Consider the following 19,478-nt stretch of genomic DNA (forward strand, 5'->3'; position numbering starts at 1 on the left):
GGACGCTATAGTCCCGGCGTGACATCCCCTCACGGAGGAGCAGACATGTCGGGATCCCGGATCGCGGCCCTGGGCCACCACCAGCCCGCCCGAGTCCTCACCAACGACGACCTCGCCCGGCTGGTCGACACCAGCGACGCATGGATCCGGCAGCGCACCGGCATCGTCACCCGGCGCATCGCCGACACGGAGTCCGTCACCGACCTCGCCTCCGCCGCCGCCGGCAAGGCCCTCGCCTCGGCGGGCCTGGCGCCGGAGGAGATCGACATGGTGGTGGTCGCCACCTGCTCGGCCAGGGACCGCTGCCCGAGCATCGCCACCCAGGTCGCCGGCCAGCTGGGCATCCCCTCGGCCGTCGGCTTCGACGTCAACAACGGCTGCGCGGGCTTCTGCACCGCGCTGGCCACCGCCGACCACGCCGTCCGGGCCGGGGCCGCCCGGCACGCCCTGGTGATCGGCGCCGAGCGGATGAGCGACGTCACCGACTGGACGGACCGCTCCAGCTGCGTCCTGCTCGGCGACGGCGCCGGTGCGGCGGTCCTCAGCCACGATCCGACCGGTCGGGGCGTCGGGCCGGTGGTCTGGGGCTCCGACCCGACCCGGGGCCACGCCGTCCGGCTGGACGACGGCTGGCAGCCGAAGTTCCGTCAGGAGGGCCAGACCGTCTACCGCTGGGCCACCACCGCGCTGGCCCCGATCGCCGAGGAGGCCTGCCGGCGGGCCGGGATCACCCCCGCGGACCTCGGCGCGGTGGTCACCCACCAGGCCAACCTGCGCATCATCGAGGCGGTGGTGGACCGGCTCGGCGTGCCCGGCGCGGTGGTCGCCCGCGACGTCGTCGAGTCCGGCAACACCTCGGCCGCCTCCGTCCCGCTCGCGCTGTCCAAGCTGGTCGAGCGCGGCGAGGTGCCCGCGGGCACCCCCACCCTGCTGCTCGGTTTCGGCGGCGGCCTCTCCTGGGCCGGCCAGGTCGTCGGCTGCCCCTGACCGCGCCGGTGGCGGCCGTCCGGAGCGGCCGATACGGATCTTACGAACGGGCCGCCTCGGGCCTACGGTCCGTCATATGACCTCGACGGCACCCTCCCGGACCGCGCCCGGCACCCGCCCCCGGCTGGTCACCCGGCCGCTGCTGCTGCGCTTCGTGTCGATCCTCGGCGCTTCGACCGGGTTCAACCTGCTGCTCTCCGTCGTCCCGCTCTACGCCGAGGAGTCCACCGGGGGCGGCAACGCGGCCGGGCTCGCGACGGGCGCGCTGATGCTGACGACCGTTCTGGGCGAACTGGCCACACCCCGGCTGGTGGTCCGCTTCGGCTACCGCTCGGTGCTGGCGGTCGGCCTGTTGCTGCTCGGGGCGCCCGCGCTGGTGCTGACCGCCGTCGACGGCGGCCTCGTCTGGATCACGGCGGTCTGCCTGGTGCGCGGGCTGGGCTTCGCCTTCACCATCGTCGCCGGCGGCGCGCTGACGGCGGCCCTGATCCCGGCCGAGCGGCGCGGCGAGGGGCTGGCGCTGGTCGGCGTGGTCTCGGGCGTGCCCTCGCTGCTGGGCCTGCCGCTGGGCGTCTGGCTGGCGGCCCACGTGGGCTACACCCCGGTGGCCGTGACCGCCGGCGCCGTGGCGCTGGCCGCGATCGCCGCCGTCCCCGGGCTGCCGGACCGCGAACCGTCCGCCGAGCCGGCGGTGGGGGTGGTGGCCGGCTTCCGGTCGGCCGGGCTGCGCCGCCCGACCGTGGTCTTCGGCGCCACCGCGCTGGCCGCCGGGATCATCGTGACCTTCCTGCCGCTGGCCGTCCCGACCGGGTCCGCGGGCCTCGCCGCGGTGGCCCTGTTCGTCCAGCCGGCCTCGGCGACGGCGGCCCGCTGGGCGGCGGGCCGGTACGGCGACCGGCACGGACCGGAGCGGCTCGTGCTGCCCGCGCTGCTGCTCTGCGCCGCGGGCACCCTGCTGATCGCGCTGACCGGCAGCGCGGTCGCCGTGGTGGCCGGCGCGGCGGTGTTCGGCATCGGCTTCGGCGCGGCCCAGAACGCCACCCTGACCCTGATGTACGCGAGGGTCTCCAAGGCCGGCTTCGGCGCCGTCACGGCGTTGTGGAACGTCGCCTTCGACGCGGGGATGGGCGTCGGCGCAGTGGCCTTCGGCGTCCTCGCCGGTCCGCTGGGCTACCCGTCCGCCTTCGCCGTGACGGCCGCGGTGATGCTCGGCGCCCTCGCCCCTGCCCGCCGCGACCGCCGCGCCGCACCGGCCGTGGCGGCCGCACCGGCGGGGCCCGCGGTGCCTCCCGCGCCCACGGCGTCGCCGGCGCCGCGCACGCCGGCGGACCAGCCCTGCGGGCCGTCCTGACCGGGCGCCGCGCAGGGGGCGTCGGAACCGTCCGCGGCCCCGCGTCGATGGCTGATCGCCCGCGGGGTCAGGGCTGTTCGGCGTAGCCTTCCTGCATGGCAGAGAGCAAGGTCCGGAAGGCCGCAGCCAAGCCGGCGGTGAAGGTGGCTGTGAAGCCGAGGAAGCCGGAGTCGCAGCTGGCGATGGTGCGGCGGGCCCGGAGGATCAACCGGGAACTGGCGGAGCTGTACCCCTACGCGCACCCCGAGCTGGACTTCGACAACCCGTTCGAGCTGCTGGTGGCCACCGTGCTGTCGGCGCAGACGACGGACCTGCGGGTGAACCAGACGACGCCCGCGCTGTTCGCGAAGTACCCGACGCCGGAGGACATGGCGGCGGCGGTGCCGGAGGAGCTGGAGGAGGTCATCCGGCCGACCGGGTTCTTCCGCAACAAGGCGAAGTCGCTGATCGGGCTCTCGATCGCGCTGCGGGACGAGTTCGGCGGCGAGGTCCCGGGCCGGCTGGCCGACCTGGTCACCCTCCCCGGCGTGGGGCGCAAGACGGCGAACGTGGTGCTCGGCAACGCGTTCGGCGTGCCCGGGATCACCGTGGACACCCACTTCGGGCGGCTGGCCCGGCGGTTCGGGTGGACGGCGGAGGAGGACCCGGTCAAGGTCGAGGCGGCCGTCGCGGAGATCTTCCCGAAGTCGGAGTGGACGATGCTCTCGCACCGGGTGGTCTTCCACGGGCGGCGGATCTGCCACTCCCAGAAGCCGGCCTGCGGGGCCTGCCCGATCGCGCCGCTCTGCCCCTCCTACGGGGAGGGCGAGACGGATCCGGAGAAGGCGAAGAAGCTGCTCAAGTACGAGATGGGCGGCCACCCCGGCCAGCGGCTGAGGCCGCCCGCGGACTACCCGGGCGAGGCGGCGGCACGGGCCGACGCCGCCGCCCACCAGGGCAAGGTCGCGGACCTGGCGGTGGCCGAGTGACGGCGCACGGCCACGACCGGGGGCCCGGGCAGGCCCTGCCGGGACGGATCGAGCGGGACGGCCTGCCGTCCTGGCTGGAGCCGGTCCGGGACGCCGCCGAGCGGGTGCTGCCCGAGCAGCTGAGCCGCTTCCTGCCGCCCGCCGAGGGCGGTCGCGCCGCGGCCGTCCTGATGCTCTTCGGCGAGGGCGGGACCGGCCCCGACGTGCTGCTGATCGAACGGGCCCGGTCGCTGCGCTCGCACGCCGGGCAGCCTTCCTTCCCCGGGGGCGCGCTGGACCCGGAGGACGGCGACCCCGAGGGCTCCGGCCCGGTCGTGGCGGCGCTGCGGGAGGCCTGGGAGGAGACCGGCCTGGACCCGTCCGGGGTGCAGGTCTTCGCCGCCCTGCCCGCCCTCTACATCCCGGTCAGCCGCTTCGTGGTCACCCCCGTGCTCGGCTGGTGGCGCGAGGAGTCACCGGTCCGTCCGGTGGACGCGGGCGAGACCGGCGCGGTGTTCCGGGTGCCGATCGCCGAGCTGACCGACCCGGCCAACCGGGTCCGGCTGCGCCACCCGTCCGGACACCTGGGGCCGGCCTTCGCGGTCGGCGGCCGGCTGGTCTGGGGCTTCACCGCCGGGGTGATCGACCGGGTGCTGCACCACAGCGGCCTGGAGCTGCCCTGGGACCAGACCCGGATCGTCGACCTCTCGGACGAGGCGCTGGCGCTGGTGCAGGGTGACCGCGACCGCTCCCGGGCGCTGCTGGGCGGCGACGCCAGGACCACGTGAACGCCCGACTGTGTGGCCCCGGCGCCCGCCGTGGGAGGGTGTCGGAGTGAACGTCCTGGATCTGCTGCTGATCGCCGCCGCCGTGGGATTCGCCGTGTCGGGCTACCGGCAGGGCTTCGTGGTCGGCGTGATGTCGGTCCTCGGCTTCCTCGGCGGCGGCCTGATCGCCGTCCAGCTGCTCCCGCTGCTGCTCGACCACCTCAGCCCCGGCACCACCGCCTCGGTGGTGGCCGTCGTGGTGGTCATCGTGCTCGCGGCGGTCGGCCAGGCGGTCACCACCCACTTCGGCTGGAAGCTGCGCGGCCACATCGACCGCCGGCCGGCGAAGGCGCTGGACGCCGCCGGCGGCGCGGTGGTCAACGTGATCTCGATGCTGCTGGTGGCCTGGCTGATCGGCTCCGCGCTCGCCGGCACGTCCCTGCCCACGGTCTCCAAGCAGGTCCGCACCTCGGCGATCCTCGGCGGCGTCCAGGACACGCTGCCCTCGGACGCGCCGAACTGGTTCTCCGACTTCTCCAAGGTGCTCGCCCGCAACGGCTTCCCGCAGGTCTTCAACCCCTTCGAGCACGAGCCGATCACCCAGGTCGACACCCCCGATCCGGCGCTGGCCGCCAGCCCGGCCGTGGCCAAGGCCAAGCAGAGCCTGGTCAAGGTGGTCGGCACCGCCACCGCCTGCAGCAAGACCCTGGAGGGCAGCGGCTTCGTGTTCGCGCCGCACCGGGTGATGACCAACGCCCACGTGGTCGGCGGGGTCGACGAGCCCACCGTGCAGATCGGCGGCGTCGGCCAGCTCTACGACGCCACCGTCGTCCGCTACGACTGGCAGCGCGACATCGCGATCCTGGACGTGCCGAAGCTGAACGCCCCCGCGCTCTCCTTCGCGGGCGAGGCGAAGACCAACGACAACGCGATCGTGGCCGGCTTCCCCGAGAACGGCGCCTTCAACGTCCAGCCGGCCCGTATCCGCGGCCGGATCCAGGCCAACGGCCCGGACATCTACCACCGCGGCCAGGTCGTCCGCGACGTCTACTCGGTGCGCTCGCTGGTCCGCCAGGGCAACAGCGGCGGCCCGCTGCTCACCCCCGACGGCCAGGTCTTCGGCGTGGTCTTCGCCAAGTCGCTGGACAGCGCGGACACCGGGTACGTGCTGACCGCGGCCGAGGTGCGCGAGGACGCCGAGAAGGGCAGCACCGCGGCGACCCGGGTGGACACCCAGGGCTGCGCGCTCTGACGCGGCCGGCCGTCGCTCTCGTGTCGGCCGGCCAGGACCTGCCCGCTCCGATCCGGCCGCTGCGATCCGGCCGCTGCGATCCGGCCGTTCCGATCCAGCCGCTGCGACCTGGCCGTTCCGACCCGGCCGGTCCGACCTGGCCGCGCGGACTCGGCTGGCCCGCCCCGCCCGACTTGGTCGACCCGCCCGATCCGACCTGGCCGTGGGCCACCGGTGTGTCCGATGTCCGCCGCGTTGTCGGCCCCGGCTGGTAGCGTCGGCCGCGCTCACCCGTTCGGCTCAACCGGGGGCCGTCCCGGGGTGGGCCGAGCGGAGGTCGGCGGCGTCCGATGATGGGTCACTCGCACGCGGTCAGCGGGGCGATGCTGTACGCGGCCTCGGCACCGTTCCTGCCGCCGCTGCTGCTCGACACCACCCTGCAGCCGGCGGACATCCTGATGGGCACGGTGCTCTGCGCCGGCGCCGCCCTGCTCCCGGACCTCGACCACCACGACGGGACGATCGCCAACTTCCTCGGCCCGGTCTCCCGGCTGCTCTGCCGCCTGGTGTCCTGGATCTCCGGCGGACACCGGCACGCCACCCACTCGCTGCTGTTCGTCGCGCTGATGGGGGGCGGCACCTGGGCCGGCGTCACCTACCTGGGCCGGAACTTCACCCTGGGCATGACGTTCTTCCTCCTGGCGCTCGCGATCCGCGCCCTGCGGCTGCACCCGCCGGGCGACGGCCCGACGGCGTGGATCACCATCATCGGCCTCGCCGCGCTGGGCACCGCCGGGATGAACAGCTGGATGCCGAACGCCCCCGGCTGGCTGCCGTACGCGGTGGCGCTGGGCGCGCTGGCGCACCTGCTGGGCGACTGCCTGACGAAGAAGGGCGCGCCGCTGCTCTGGCCGCACAAGGAGCGCTACGAGGTGGTGCTGATCAAGCGCAGCGGCAACAGCGTCGAGACGAAGGTGCTGGTGCCGATCATGTCGGTGGCGACCTTCGTGCTGCTCTGGTTCACCGCGGTGTCACCGACGTGGGTGAACTGACCCGGGCGGGCCGACCGCCGCGCCGGTCCGGTCGCTGAACCGGACCGGCCGCGGGGTCGCCGGTCGCTCGGACTGTCGGGTCGGGTCGGGTCGGGCCGCGCCCGGCCCCGGTTCTCGTTCGCGCCGCCCCGGCGCGGAGGCTCAGCTCTCGCGCCGTAGTCGCGCGCCCACCCAGCGGGCGCGGCGGCCGAGGATGCGCGGGATGCCGAGCTGCCGCTGCGCTGTGCTCCGGCGGCGGTCGGTGCCGTCGTGACCCAGGTCGTCCGCCCAGTCGGGGCGGTGGCCGGACCTCTGCGAGCTGTTGTGGCGTCGGCTGCGCGGAGCGCTGCCGTGATCGGGCATCCAGGTCATACCGCAATGGATGCCCCTGGGTCGGCCGGGATAACCGCCCGGGGTGTCGTCAACATGGCCTATGCGTTTGTCATATGAGCTCAATATGAAGGGAGTTGGGCTCCGCTTCCGTGCCCGGATGCGGAGGCTCTCAGTCCTTGTGGCGGCCGATCCAGTCCAGCAGCTCGGCGGTGAACTCCTCCGGCGCCTCCTCATGCGGGAAGTGCCCGATCCCGGGCAGCAGCCGCCACCGGTACGGAGCGGCCACGTACTCGCCGCCGCCCAGCGCGGTGTGCGACAGCAGCACCGGGTCGGCGGCGCCCTGGACGTGCAGGGTGGGCGCGGTGATCGGCTTCTTCATCCGGCGGGCGAACTGGATGCCGTCCGGGCGGGCCATCGACCGCAGCAGCCAGCGGTACGGCTCGATCGAGCAGTGCGCGGTGCTGGGGATCTGGATCGCCTGCCGGTACGCGGCCACCGCCGTCCGGTCCAGCTGGTTCGGTCCCGTCCAGGCGTCCAGGTAGCGGCCCACCAGCGCGGCGTCATCGGCGACCAGGCGGCGTTCCGGTATCCACGGCCGCTGGAAGCCCAGCACGTGCTCGAAGGCGGCCATCTGTCGGCGGTCCGTCAGCAACGCCCGGCGGAGGTCCCGGGGGTGCGCGGCGGAGACCACGGTGAGGCTCTGGATCACCGACGGCCGCATCACCGCCGCCACCCAGGACAGCGTGCCGCCGGAGGCGTGGCCCACCAGGTGCGCCCGGCGCTCGCCGAGCGAGCGGATCACGCCGGTGATGTCCAGCGCGAGGTTGCCCGGGTCGTAGCCGCGGGGGGTGCGGTCGCTGCCGCCGATGCCCCGCAGGTCCAGCGCGACGGCCCGGTAGCCGGCCTCGGCGAGCGCGGTCAGCTGGTGGCGCCAGGCCCACCAGTACTCGGGCCAGCCGTGCACCAGCAGGACCAGCGGGCCCTCGCCCAGCTCGGCGATGTGGAACCGGGCACCGTTGGCCGCCAGGTCGCGGTGCTTCCACGGACCCGCCTGCCGGACGTCCCAGGGCGCCGCGGGCGCGGCCCCGGTGGAGCCGTCCTCGCCCGCCCCTGGCGCCTCGACGGCCTCCTCGGCGGCGTCCTGACCGTGGTCGACGCCGTCCTGACCGGGCGTGCGGTCGGGGCCGGAGCTGGCGGACGGCTGCGCGGGCACGGGCTTCTGGTCGAGCGGCATACCGAGAGCGTGTCACATCGGCGCGCCGGGTACGTGCTCGGCACTCGCACCCGGGGCGTCCCGACCGCACCGGACGGGACCGGAGCGGACCGCACCGGACGCGCCCCGGCCACCGGGCGCGGGGTGGATGAGCGCGAGGTGGCCGGGGGCGCGGGGCGTTTCGGTCGGTGCCTACGGGATGCGGCCGAGGGCCCGGTCGATCTCCTCCTGGGTGGCCGGGCGGGGGCGGGCGTTCTTGAGCACGTCCGCGGTCTTCTGGGCGCCCTCGATGGTGCGGTGCGGCTTCTCGATCCGCTTGAACGAACGCAGCGCCAGCAGCCCGAGCAGCAGCGCCAGCAGCAGGTACGCGCCGGCCACGATCAGGAACGACCAGCCGAGCGACAGGCCCAGGGCGTGGATCCCGTACGCCGCCGCCGCGCTCAGCATCGGCACCGCGGCCAGCGCCACCACGCCGGCGACCGTCAGCGACACACCCCCGGAGACGCCGCGCTTGACGTCCGCGCGGAGCTCCGCTTTCGCGAGCGCGATCTCGTCGTGGACCAGGGCGGACAGGTCGGTGGTGGCCGCCGCGAACAGCTGCCCCACCGAACGCTCGCCCTCGTAGGGCGCCCGGCCGTTGCTGGACGGGTCTGCGGCTCCTGCGGGCATCAGCGGTTCTCCTCTGCGGCTGTGCGGCACGACGCCGCCGGGCGGTGCGGCTCCCGGTCGTTCCGGGGGCCGTCATCGGGGACCGCTCCGGGGATCGGGGCGGCCGGCGGCGTCTGTGGACTGTCGACAGCTCAGAATCATGCCCCTACCGGTCAGTCGCACACCACTCCGGGGCCCCGCCCGGGGTACGTGTCCCGTTCGGGGGGGAGCGCGCCCGGCCGTGGCGGGCGCGCTCCGTCGGGCGGGGCGGGCCGCCGGCGTGGTGCCGGGGGCCACCGCCTTCGGCCTCGCCGCCTCGTACCCGTCGGCGGGCCGTCAGCGGGCGGCGCCGGAGCCGGGTCCCGGTCCGGTGCCGCCGGGGCCGCTCTCGGCCGACCGGCGGGCCGCCTCCGCCACCCGGGCCTGCCAGGCCGGATCGTCCTGCTGGTAGACGTCGGGGATGCCGTCGCCGTCCACGTCGCGGTCCTCCTCCTCGCAGAGCTCCCGGTAGTGCCGGTCGCGCAGCTTCAGCAGCACGGTGGCGACCAGCGCGCAGAGCAGCGAGCCCACCAGCACGGCGGCCTTGGAGAGGTCGGCGAGGTCGGCGTCGTCGGGGAAGGCCAACTCGCTGATCAGCAGGGACACGGTGAAGCCGATCCCCGCGAGCACCGAGACCGCGAACATGTCGGCCCACTTGAGCTGCGGATTCAGCTCGGCGCGGGTGAAGCGGGCGGCCAGCCAGGTGCCGCCGAAGATGCCGACGGTCTTGCCGACCAGCAGACCGAGGACGATCCCGAGCGGGGTGGCCTGCGTGAACACGTCGGCGAGCGCCGACCCGGAGATCGCCACCCCGGCCGCGAACAGCGCGAACACGGGGACGGCGAACCCGGCCGAGAGCGGTCGGACGAGGTGCTCGATGTGCTCGCCGGGGGAGTACTTCTCGTCGCCCACCCGGTGGCAGCGCAGGATCAGGCCCATCGCGACGCCCGCCACCGTGGCGTGCACGCCGCTCTCGTGCATCAGCGCCCAGATCACGAAGGCGAGCGGGACGAACAGGTACCAGCCGTGCACACCGCGCCGGTGCAGGAACCAGAACAGGACCAGGCCGGCGAAGGCCAGCCCCAGCGCCCAGAACTTGATGCCGGAGCTGTAGAAGACGGCGATGATCAGGATCGCGATCAGGTCGTCCACCACGGCGAGGGTGAGCAGGAAGGCCCGCAGCGCGGAGGGCAGATGGGTGCCGACCACGGCCAGCACGCCGAGTGCGAAGGCGATGTCGGTCGCGGTCGGGATCGCCCAGCCGCCCGGGTGGCCGCCACTGCCGGAGTTGGCGAGGGCGAAGATGATCGCGGGCAGGGCGACGCCGCAGACCGCGGCTATGACCGGCAGCATCGCGGCACTGGGACTGCGCAGCTCGCCCGCCACGAACTCGCGCTTGAGCTCGATGCCGGCGACGAAGAAGAAGATGGTCAGCAGACCGTCCTTGGCCCAGGAACCCAGGCTGAGGTCCAGGTGGAGCGGCGTGGACGGCCCGATCGTGTAGTCGAGGACGCTCTCGTACGCGGCCGGCCAGACGTTGGCCCAGATCAGTGCGACGACGGCAGCGATCAGCAGCAGCACGCCACCGACGGTCTCGGTGCGCAGGGCGTCGGCGATGTAGGTCCGCTCGGGGAGGGGAAGTCTGCCGAGGAACTGGCGTCGCCGGGCCGGCTCGTTGACGGGCTGCTGGTCGGTCACGCGGGGACCTCCTCGGGCGGGGGAACGGTGTACGGATGCACCTGTGGTGCAGTGCCGACCAGACTTCCCGGCGCGCCCTGTGACGCGACCGATTCCCGGAGGAGATCTTGTTGCGTCTTTGACAGTCTAGCCGGAACCGGAGTGGGATATCCGCATTGTCATAATTCAGGACGTACGCCTTGGTGTCCCGTGCTGCACTCGGCCGCGGCACCCGAATGGAGTCGGCCGCATGCAGACGGGTGAACGCCTCCCTATCGTCGATCGCAGTGCCACCCGATCGGGTGGCGCGATTCCCCGTTGCCCTCCTGTGGAGACCTGACGATGCCCAGACCGCCCCTCTTACTGGCCCCTGCCGTCCGACCGACCGCTCCGCAGGAGCGCTGACCGGTGAACGGCTCCACGTACGCCCCCGCCGCCGCCGACCCCGTTGTCGCCGCCGCTGCTCCGGCCACCGCCACCGCCACCGAGCCCGGCCCCGAACTCGGTCGTCTGCTCCGCCCGTTGTTCCGTGCCGCCGCTCCGGGCAGCGGCTCCGCCGTCGTGGTGATCCGCGGCGATGAACGGTCCGTCGCCTGCCGCGGCCACTCCGACCGCTCCAGCGAGCGCCCCGTCCGCGCCGACACCCGGTTCGCGCTCGGCTCCGTCACCAAGACCTTCACCGGACTGCTGCTCGCCGAGATGGCCGCCCGCGGCGAGGTCGGCTACGACGACCCGATCGACCGTTACCTCCCCGCCGGCGCCGCGCCTGGGTACCCGCGCGAGCGGCCGATCACCCTGCTCCACCTGGCCACCCACACCTCGGGACTGCCCCGGCTGCCGGTCGGACTGCTGCCGGCGATGGCCCCCCGGTGGTTCACCAGCCCCTACGCCACGTTCGGCCCGGCCCACCTGCTCGGGGCGCTGCCCCGCACCCCGGTCCGCGGTACTCCGGGCGCGCAGGTGCGCTACTCGAACCTCGGCTTCGGGCTGCTCGGACTGCTGCTGGCCAACGCGGCCGGGCAGCGCTACGAGGACCTGCTGGAGGCCAGGGTCTGCGGGCCGCTCGGCCTGGTGGACACCTCCTGCGGCCCGGGCCGCGAGGACGCCGCCGGATACCGGCGCGGCCGGCGCGTCCCGTCCTTCCGGCTGCCCGCGCTGCCCGGCGCCTCGGCGCTGCGCTCCACCGCGGACGACATGCTCCGCTATCTGCAGGCGCATCTGGCGCTGGACGCCGTCCCGCTGCCCGCCCGGGCCGACGCTTCGGTGCTGCGGACGGCGCTGGGCGAGGTCCGGCGCCCGCGAGTGGATCGGCGGCGGGGAGGGGCACGGATCTGCCTGGGCTGGAACCACCGCTCGGTCCCGACGGCTCCGGAAGCGGGCCGCCCGGCGGCCGAACCGGCCGGCAGCCCGTTGGGCGACGACCCACGTGGCGGTTCGGGCGACGACCTGCGTGACGGTCTGCGCGGCGTCACGGGTGGTGGCGTCGGTGGTGTCGGTGGTGTCGGTGGTGTCGGCGACGGTATCGGTGCCATGGTGGCCGCTGCCACGGGTGGCACCGACCGGGAGTTCGACGACGAGGTGGTCTACCACGCCGGAGTCACCCGGGGGTTCACCACCTTCGTCGGATTCAGCCCGCGTGCGCAGGTGGGGCTGGCGGTGATGGCCGGCACGCTGCCGCTGCGCAGCCGGAGCTTCGCCCAGAGCGCGTACGACACCCTGCGCACGCTGGCCACCGAGCGCCGGTCGCAGGGGGAGTGATCCTGCCGAAGCGGATCCGTGCGAAGCGCCGTGAGGTGCGGGAGGTTCCGCGCCGCCGGTAGCGGACAGCGGTGCCCCGGGCGGTCACGACCGCCCGGGGCACCGCGTCGTTCGACGGGGTGTCAGCCCTCGCTGCCCGCGGGCGGCAGCTGGGACTGGATCAGGCTCATCACCGAGCTGTCGGCCAGCGTGGTGGTGTCGCCGACCTCGCGGCCCTCGGCGATGTCGCGCAGCAGGCGGCGCATGATCTTGCCGGAGCGGGTCTTCGGCAGCTCGCCGACGACCTTGATCTGCTTCGGCTTGGCGATCGGGCCGAGCGTGCGGCCGACGTGCGCGCGCAGTTCCTCGACCAGCTCGGGGCTGTCGGTGGCGGTGCCGCGCAGGATGACGAAGGCGACGATGGCCTGGCCGGTGGTGGCGTCGGCGGCGCCGACCACGGCGGACTCGGCGACGGCCGGGTGGCCGACCAGGGCCGACTCGACCTCGGTGGTCGAGATGTTGTGGCCGGAGACGAGCATGACGTCGTCGACCCGGCCGAGCAGCCAGATGTCGCCGTCCTCGTCCTTCTTGGCACCGTCACCGGCGAAGTACCGGCCCTGGAAGCGCGACCAGTAGGTGTCGATGTAGCGCTGGTCGTCGCCCCAGATGGTGCGCAGCATGGACGGCCAGGGCTCGGTGAGCACCAGGTAGCCGCCGGAGCCGTTGGGAACCTCGTTGGCCTCGTCGTCGACGACGGTGGCGGCGATGCCCGGCAGGGCGCGCTGGGCGGAGCCCGGCTTGGTCTCGGTGACGCCCGGCAGCGGGCTGATCATCATGGCGCCGGTCTCGGTCTGCCACCAGGTGTCCACGATGGGGGCCTTGCCGCCGCCGATGTGCTCGCGGTACCAGACCCACGCCTCGGGGTTGATCGGCTCGCCGACGCTGCCCAGCACCCGCAGCGAGGAGAGGTCGAACTTCGCGGGGATGTCGTCGCCCCACTTCATGAAGGTCCGGATCGCGGTGGGCGCGGTGTAGAGGATGGTCACGCCGTACTTCTGGACGATCTCCCAGAACCGGCCCTGGTGGGGGGTGTCCGGGGTGCCCTCGTAGATGACCTGGGTGGCGCCGTTGGAGAGCGGGCCGTAGACGATGTAGGAGTGTCCGGTGACCCAGCCGATGTCGGCGGTGCACCAGTAGACGTCGGTCTCCGGCTTGAGGTCGAAGACGGCGTGGTGGGTGTAGCTGGCCTGGGTGAGGTAGCCGCCCGAGGTGTGCAGGATGCCCTTGGGCTTCCCGGTGGTGCCCGAGGTGTAGAGGATGAAGAGCGGGTGCTCGGCGTCGTGCGCCTCGGGGGTGTGCTCGGTGGACTGACGCCCGGTGATCTCGTGCCACCAGACGTCGCGGCCCTCGGTCCAGGAGACCTCCTGGCCGGTGCGGCGGATCACCAGGACGTGCTCGACGCCGTCGGCCTTGGTCAGGGCCTCGTCGATGGCGGGCTTGAGCGCGGACGGCTTGCCGCGGCGGTAGCCGCCGTCGGCGGTGATGACCAGCTTGGCCTGGGCGTCCTGGATCCGGGAGGCGACGGCGTCGGCCGAGAAGCCGCCGAAGACCACGGAGTGGGTGGCGCCGATCCGGGCGCAGGCCAGGATCGCGACGACCGCCTCGGCGATCATCGGCAGGTAGATCGCCACCCGGTCGCCCTTGGCGACGCCGAGCTCCAGCAGCGCGTTGGCGGCCTGCGAGACCTCGTCCTTGAGCTGGGCGTAGGTGATCGAGCGGCTGTCGCCGGGCTCGCCCTCGAAGTGGATCGCGACCCGGTCGCCGTTGCCCGCCTCGACGTGACGGTCGACGCAGTTGTACGCGACGTTGAGCTTGCCGTCCGCGAACCACTTGGCGAACGGCGGGTTGGACCAGTCGAGCGTCTCGGTGGGCTCCACGGCCCAGGTGAGGCGGCGGGCCTGCTCGGCCCAGAAGCCCAGGCGGTCCTCGGAGGCCTGCGCGTACGCGGCCGCGGTGACGTTGGCGGCGGCGGCGAGCTCTGCCGGCGGGGCGAAGCGCCGCTCCTCCTTGAGCAGGTTGGCCAGGCTCTCGTTGCTCAACGCGCACTCCTCATCGAGTCATGATCGGGGTCAATCCCGTGCGTGGGGATTGTCCCGTGTGTCCCAGCGCACAGCTCACCAGGCGAAGTGGTCGGTTGACAAGAGGCGCCGGGTAATTGGTGTAGACCTTTGACCGAGAGTCGAACGGCAGGCCGAGGGAGGAGAGCCTCGGTGGCGGTACGGAGAACCGGGCCCGTGCCCCGGCCCGCCCCGGCGGGACACGGGCCCGGCTCTCAGGCGGCCAGCCGGGGGTCGCCCCCGGTGGCGGCTGCCGTGGCGAGGTCCGCGCCGGCGGCGGAGACCTCTTCGATTTCACTCATTCGCCCGGGCGTGTCGCAGGGCGCCGGGCCCGCCGTGCCGCCCAGCGCCTCGACCGGACTGAACCGGCCGCTCTCCCGGTCGAGCACGTAGGCCTGGGCGGTGGCGAAGTCGAAGTACATCCCCACCAGCCGCAGGCTCCCCTCGGCGACCCGGCGCTCCACGGCGGGGTTCGCCATCAGCTGGTCCAGCTGCTGGACCACGTTGGTGATGCAGAGCTGCTCCACCACGTCGGCCGCCGGGCGGGTGGCGAACTCGGCGGGCACGCGGCGCAGCCGGTCGAGCGAGCCGCGGCCGTTGCGCAGCCAGCGGGTGAGCGCGGTCGGCGGGCCGGGGCGGTCGTGGACGCCGTCCAGCAGGGCCTTCATGGCCCCGCAGCCGGAGTGCCCGCAGATCGTGATGGAGCGCACCTCCAGTACCTCGACGGCGTACTGCACCGCGGCGGCCACCGAGTCGTCGGCGGCGCCCGGCTCGAACGGCGCCGGTACGAGGTTGCCCACGTTGCGAACGGTGAACAGGTCGCCCGGCCCACTGTTGGTGATCATGCTGGTGACCAGGCGCGAGTCGGAGCAGGTCAGGAACAGCTGGGAGGGCGTCTGCCCCTCCCGGGCGAGCCGGGCGAGCTCGGGGCGGACCAGCGGAGCGGTGTGCAGCTGGAACACCCGGACGCCGTCCAGGAGCCGGCCGTGCGGATCCTCCTGCTGGTCGATGCAGTGGTGGCCGACCCAGGGCGTCCAGGCACGGCAGCGGTGCGGGCCGGAGGAACTGCCCGCCCGGACGGTGCCGTCGGGATCGAGGACCTCGTCGTCCTGGCGCCGCGTCACCATGGACACCTGGCCGCCGGCCGCCTGGCGGCCCGTCCGCCAGCTGTGCAGCGTCTCGTACGCGGCGTGGTCCAGGAAGGAGCCGTCGTGGACGACCGCCACGTCGGCGGCGGCGGGGATGCCGGCCAGCGCCCGGCTCAGCCGGGGCACGGCGGTGAAGGTGAGCGGCCCGTGCGTCTGCACCGTGAAGGAGCCGTCGGGGCCGGCCAGGACGTCCACATGGGCGCGGGTCAGGCGGTAGAGCGCGAGCAGGACGGCCGTCGCGGCGCCCAGCGCCACCCCGAGCAGGACGCCGAGCAGCACCACGCCGAGCACGGTGGCGAGGTAGACCGGGAACTCGCGGTGCCGGTGCACCTTGCGGATGTGCGCGAAGCTGACCATCTGCAGACCGACCACCAGCACGAGCGCGGCCAGCGCGGCGAGCGGGATCCGGCGGAGCCCGCCGGTGAGCGCCAGCGCGGCCGCGAGCACCCAGACGCCGTGCAGGATCGAGGACCACCTGGTCTGTGCGCCGGCCCGGACGTTGGCCGTGCTGCGCACCGCGCCGCCGGCGATCGGCAGCCCGCCGAGCAGGCCGCTGATCATGTTGGCGAGGCCCTGGCCCCGCAGCTCGCGGTCGAGGTCCCCGGTGCGGTGGGCCATCCGGTCGATGGCGACGGCGGAGAGCAGCGACTCGACGCTCGCCACGGCGGTGACGGTCAGCACGGCGGCCACGATCGCGGCGAGCGGCCCGTGCGGCAGGTCGGGGACGAGATCGTGCGGCTCCCAGGCGGGCAGTTCGACCCGGGCGAGCTGCAGCCCGAGGGTCATCGCGAGCGCGGTGGCGGCGCCGACGGCGACCAGCGGGCCCGGCACCTTGGTCAGTCGGGCACCGAACGCCCCGGCCCTGCCGGGGAGTCGGCCGAGCCTGGGCCAGCCGAGCAGGACGGCGGCGGTGACCGTGCCGACGACCAGCGCGGACGGGTGCGGGCCCGCCAACTGGCTCGGCAGCGCGCGCAGATTGGCCAGTGCGGAGCTCTGCGGGGATCCCCCGAGGACGACGTGCAACTGGGCGATGGCGATGGTGAGGCCGACGCCGGCCAGCATGCCGTGCACGATGGCGGGCGAGACGGCGAGCGCCGTCCGGGCCACCCGGCGGACGCCGAGCAGGAGCTGGAGCAGCCCGGCGGCGAGCGTGATGGCGCAGGTGGCCTGCCAGCCGTACTGGGTGATCAGCCCGGCGGTGATCACGGTCAGCGCCGCGGAGGGGCCGCTGACCTGGAGGGGGGTGCCGCCGAAGAAGCCGACCACGATACCGCCGACGGCGGCCGCGGCGAGCCCGGCGGTGAGCGGGGCGCCGGTGGCCAGGGCGATGCCGAGGGAGAACGGCACCGCGATCAGGAAGACCACCAGGGAGGCGGAGAGGTCCTGCACCCAGTGACCGCGAGAGGGGCGTCCGGGCGGGGCGTGGTCGTTGGTGTCGGAGGCGATGGGTGCGCTGGAGATGTCGAGGGTCATTGTCTTCCCGTCTGTCCGGGGGAACGAACGCAGTCAGGTCCGGTAGTGAGTCCGGTCGTGGGGGCTCGGGGAGTCGGATCGGCTGTCGTGGGTCGCGACGGTGTGGCGGGATGGCGTGGGGCGCGGCGGGGATTGCGGGTGTCACCGGCCGGGCCGTGGACCATCAAGGGGCCTCGAAGAAGCCGGGGAGGACCGGGCCGCAGAGAGGACCATCAAGACTCGGTAAACCGAGGGTAATGAAAGCTTTGCACAGCGTCATCTCGGGCGGTAGGTCCAACGCCCTCGATTCACCCCATTGGGTGGTGTTCGAACGGATGGAAATCTGCTGGTGGCACCCGTGACGGCGTCGAACACGCGCAAATGGACCGTGGCTTCCCCGGAGCGGGGAAGCCACGGCCCATGGGCGGCGGCGGGGCGGGCGTGCGACCGGGAGGCGCTCCGGCGCGGCGTCCGAGGGTGGAGCGGGATCGGCCGTCAGGCGTGGGCGCCGGCCGGGGCGGGCCGCTGGCCGCCGAGCACGAAGGCGCGGTCCACCTGGGTGGCGAGGTCGATGCCGACCTTGGCGTTGGCCCAGCTCTCCGCGTTGCGGAGGTGGAAGAGGACGGCCTGCTCGGTGTAGCGGAGGGCGTCCCGCCGCTCGTGGGCGGCGTCGGCCTCGGCGCGCAGCTGCTCCAGCACGGCGCGGTTGCCCGGCTCCAGGGCGCGCAGCGGAGGCTCGGCGCCGCGCTCCAGCCGGCGCACCCAGTCGGACTGCCCGAAGGTGGTCAGCAGGTCGTCGCCGACCTCGGCGCGCAGGAACTCCAGGTCCTCGGCGCTCTGCACCTTGTTGCCGACCACGCGCAGCCGGACGCCGAAGTCCCGGGCGTAGTCCTTGTACTGGCGGTACACCGAGACGCCCTTGCGGGTCGGCTCGGCCACCAGGAAGGTCAGGTCGAAGCGGGTGAACAGCCCGGAGGCGAACGAGTCCGAGCCCGCCGTCATATCGGTGACCAGGTACTCGTCCCGGCCGTCCACCAGGTGGTTGAGCAGCAGCTCGACCGCGCCGACCTTGGAGTGGTAGCAGGCCACCCCGAGGTCCTCCTCCGTGAAGGCGCCGGTGGCCAGCAGTCGTACGGACCCCTCGTCGAGCGCGATCGGACGGGCGCAGGCCGCGTACACCGGGTTCTCCTCGACGATCCGCAGCAGGCGCGAACCGCGGCCGGGCGGCGTGGTCTTGATCATCTCCTCGGCGGACCGGATCAGCGGATTGTCGCCGCGCAGGTACTCCTTGATCTCCGGCAGGTGGGCGCCGAGCGACGGCAGCTCCGCCGCCTGAGCGTCCGTCAGGCCGAGGGCGGGGCCGAGGTGCTGGTTGATGTCGGCGTCGACGGCGATGACCGGGCGCCCCGCGGCGGCCAGGTGGCGGATGAACAGCGAGGACAGCGTGGTCTTGCCGCTGCCGCCCTTGCCGACGAAGGCGATCTTCAACTGGGACTCCCGCTCTCGCTCTGGGGCCCGATCTCGGGGCCGCCTGCTCGGGGCCTCTGCCGGGCCGCTCCGCGCGCCCCTTCCGGGTCGCGTCCACGCTGCGCCGAGGCCGACGATCTCCTGAATTGGAAATCGTTATCGTCTCCGATAGCGGCCATGCTATCCGTGGTTTCGGGTTCACCGGGGGAGGGAAGTGAGGATTGCCTCTAACGGGTGATGCGGGGTTGCTGTTCCGGGAGGGGGCCCTCGTTCATTACTCTCGGGTAGGTGAGCACAGGAACAGATCCCCTCGCCCCGCTGGCCCAGCTCCCCGGGGTACCCGACGCGGTGGCCGAGGTGCGCAAGGCCGTCGACCGGCTCTACGGCCACCGGGTGATGCGCCGCCGCGCGGCCGAGGTCACCTCCGAAGCCGCGCTGCGCGGGGCCCGCGCCTCGGCGGCGCTGGCCGGGGCGGACTGGCCGCTGGAGGAGGTCCGGCGCCGCAGCGACTTCAGCGCCGACGAGGAGTCCCGCACCGTCGGCGCCGCGCTGCGGATCGCGGCCGAGGCCGGTCAGCTGCTGAGCATCTGGCGGCACTCGCCGCTCCAGGTGCTGGCCCGGCTGCACCTGCTGGCGGTCGGGGACGCCGACCCCGCGGCTGGTCGGCCGAGGCGGGCCGGGGAGGGTGTGGAAGACCTGTTCCCGCTGGAACTCAAGCCGGTGGAGAGCGTCGAGGTGGAGGCGGCTCCGGCCGGGCCGGCGGTCGAACCGCCACCGGCGCCCGGGGCCGAGGAGGTCGCCGCCCGGCTGGACCAGCTCTCCCGGCTGCTGATCGCCCGTGCCGAGGGCCAGGGCGTCGGGACGCCGGCCCTGGTGGTGGCCTCGGTGGTGCACGGGGAGCTGTTGGCGCTGCGTCCGTTCGGCTCGTACAACGGTGTGATCGCGCGTGCCGCGCAGCGGATCGTCCTGATCGCCGAGGGGCTCGACCCGAAGTCGATCTGCCCGGCCGAGGTCGGTTTCGCGGAACTCGGCACGGACACCTACCGGCGCGCGCTGGCCGGCTACCTGGCGGGCACGCCGGACGGCCTGGCGGCCTGGATCGGCCACTGCGGCCGGGCGCTGCGGCTGGGCGTGCGGGAGAGCACGGCGGTCTGCGAGGCGATGCAGCGCGGCATGGTCTGACCGGTCCGGGGGCGCGGTCCGGCCGGGCGCGCGTCCTGGGCCGGACCCGGCGGGGTCGGGCGGCTTCGGCGACGCAGGCGGTTCGGCGGGCGGTGAGAGCAAGGATGCGGCGGCACCCGATCCTGCCTGGGTGCCGCCGCTGGTACAGGTG

15 protein-coding genes are annotated in these 19,478 nt (G+C 73.9%); 8 read left to right on the top strand and 7 right to left on the bottom strand.

What is annotated here, in order from left to right; genetic code table 11:
• The first annotated feature begins 45 nt into the window (after positions 1–45).
• The 6 genes from ACFWA9_RS02475 (at position 46) to ACFWA9_RS02500 (ending at position 6,335) form a co-directional block, all read left to right on the top strand.
• Entirely contained in the window at positions 46–987 is a 942-nt protein-coding gene (locus tag ACFWA9_RS02475) for a beta-ketoacyl-ACP synthase III (protein ID WP_380382446.1), read from the top strand.
• Between the two features lie 76 nt (positions 988–1,063).
• On the top strand, positions 1,064–2,338 hold the full coding sequence (locus tag ACFWA9_RS02480; protein WP_380382448.1) for an MFS transporter: 1,275 nt from the start codon (positions 1,064–1,066) through the stop codon (positions 2,336–2,338).
• 95 nt (positions 2,339–2,433) lie between these two features.
• On the top strand, positions 2,434–3,306 hold the full coding sequence (gene nth / locus ACFWA9_RS02485; protein WP_380382450.1) for an endonuclease III: 873 nt from the start codon (positions 2,434–2,436) through the stop codon (positions 3,304–3,306).
• On the top strand, positions 3,303–4,073 hold the full coding sequence (locus tag ACFWA9_RS02490) for an NUDIX hydrolase (protein ID WP_380382452.1): 771 nt from the start codon (positions 3,303–3,305) through the stop codon (positions 4,071–4,073). The genes nth and ACFWA9_RS02490 overlap by 4 nt, the downstream gene beginning before the upstream one ends.
• A 46-nt stretch (positions 4,074–4,119) precedes the next feature.
• Positions 4,120–5,304: a MarP family serine protease gene (locus ACFWA9_RS02495; RefSeq protein WP_329488518.1), complete on the top strand. Its 1,185-nt coding sequence runs from the start codon at positions 4,120–4,122 to the stop codon at positions 5,302–5,304.
• A 329-nt stretch (positions 5,305–5,633) separates the two neighbouring features.
• Positions 5,634–6,335 carry a metal-dependent hydrolase gene (locus ACFWA9_RS02500; protein WP_352291062.1) on the top strand — a complete coding sequence of 234 codons (702 nt, stop codon included), beginning with the start codon at positions 5,634–5,636 and terminating at the stop codon, positions 6,333–6,335.
• Between the two features lie 141 nt (positions 6,336–6,476).
• Here the strand turns inward: ACFWA9_RS02500 and ACFWA9_RS02505 are convergent, their stop codons facing one another.
• From ACFWA9_RS02505 to nhaA, 4 genes are all read right to left on the bottom strand, one after another.
• Complete coding sequence (locus tag ACFWA9_RS02505) at positions 6,477–6,686, bottom strand: hypothetical protein (RefSeq protein ID WP_329488515.1); 210 nt, start codon at positions 6,684–6,686, stop codon at positions 6,477–6,479.
• Positions 6,687–6,816: 130 nt separating this feature from the next.
• Positions 6,817–7,881, bottom strand: coding sequence for an alpha/beta fold hydrolase (locus tag ACFWA9_RS02510; RefSeq protein ID WP_380382454.1), 1,065 nt, complete (start codon positions 7,879–7,881; stop codon positions 6,817–6,819).
• Between the two features lie 171 nt (positions 7,882–8,052).
• Positions 8,053–8,529 carry a phage holin family protein gene (locus ACFWA9_RS02515; protein ID WP_329488513.1) on the bottom strand — a complete coding sequence of 159 codons (477 nt, stop codon included), beginning with the start codon at positions 8,527–8,529 and terminating at the stop codon, positions 8,053–8,055.
• A gap of 315 nt (positions 8,530–8,844) precedes the next feature.
• Positions 8,845–10,245: a Na+/H+ antiporter NhaA gene (gene nhaA / locus ACFWA9_RS02520; protein WP_380382456.1), complete on the bottom strand. Its 1,401-nt coding sequence runs from the start codon at positions 10,243–10,245 to the stop codon at positions 8,845–8,847.
• A 387-nt stretch (positions 10,246–10,632) separates the two neighbouring features.
• Between nhaA and ACFWA9_RS02525 the strand changes: the two genes are divergently transcribed.
• Positions 10,633–11,982 (top strand): serine hydrolase domain-containing protein, encoded by a 1,350-nt coding sequence (locus tag ACFWA9_RS02525; RefSeq protein ID WP_380382457.1) that lies wholly within the window; start codon positions 10,633–10,635, stop codon positions 11,980–11,982.
• A 122-nt stretch (positions 11,983–12,104) separates the two neighbouring features.
• Here the strand turns inward: ACFWA9_RS02525 and acs are convergent, their stop codons facing one another.
• The 3 genes from acs to ACFWA9_RS02540 form a co-directional block, all read right to left on the bottom strand.
• Positions 12,105–14,060 (bottom strand): acetate--CoA ligase, encoded by a 1,956-nt coding sequence (gene acs / locus ACFWA9_RS02530; protein ID WP_352291058.1) that lies wholly within the window; start codon positions 14,058–14,060, stop codon positions 12,105–12,107.
• 233 nt (positions 14,061–14,293) lie between these two features.
• Entirely contained in the window at positions 14,294–16,699 is a 2,406-nt protein-coding gene (locus ACFWA9_RS02535; protein WP_380382459.1) for a SulP family inorganic anion transporter, read from the bottom strand.
• 474 nt (positions 16,700–17,173) lie between these two features.
• Complete coding sequence (locus tag ACFWA9_RS02540) at positions 17,174–18,166, bottom strand: ATP-binding protein (RefSeq protein WP_352291056.1); 993 nt, start codon at positions 18,164–18,166, stop codon at positions 17,174–17,176.
• Between the two features lie 267 nt (positions 18,167–18,433).
• On the opposite strand from ACFWA9_RS02540, the gene ACFWA9_RS02545 reads away from it, so the two are divergent.
• Complete coding sequence (locus tag ACFWA9_RS02545; protein ID WP_359834021.1) at positions 18,434–19,327, top strand: oxidoreductase; 894 nt, start codon at positions 18,434–18,436, stop codon at positions 19,325–19,327.
• Positions 19,328–19,478: the final 151 nt, after the last annotated feature.

The sequence above is a fragment of the Kitasatospora sp. NPDC059973 genome, from assembly GCF_042737525.1.
GTDB lineage: Bacteria > Actinomycetota > Actinomycetes > Streptomycetales > Streptomycetaceae > Kitasatospora.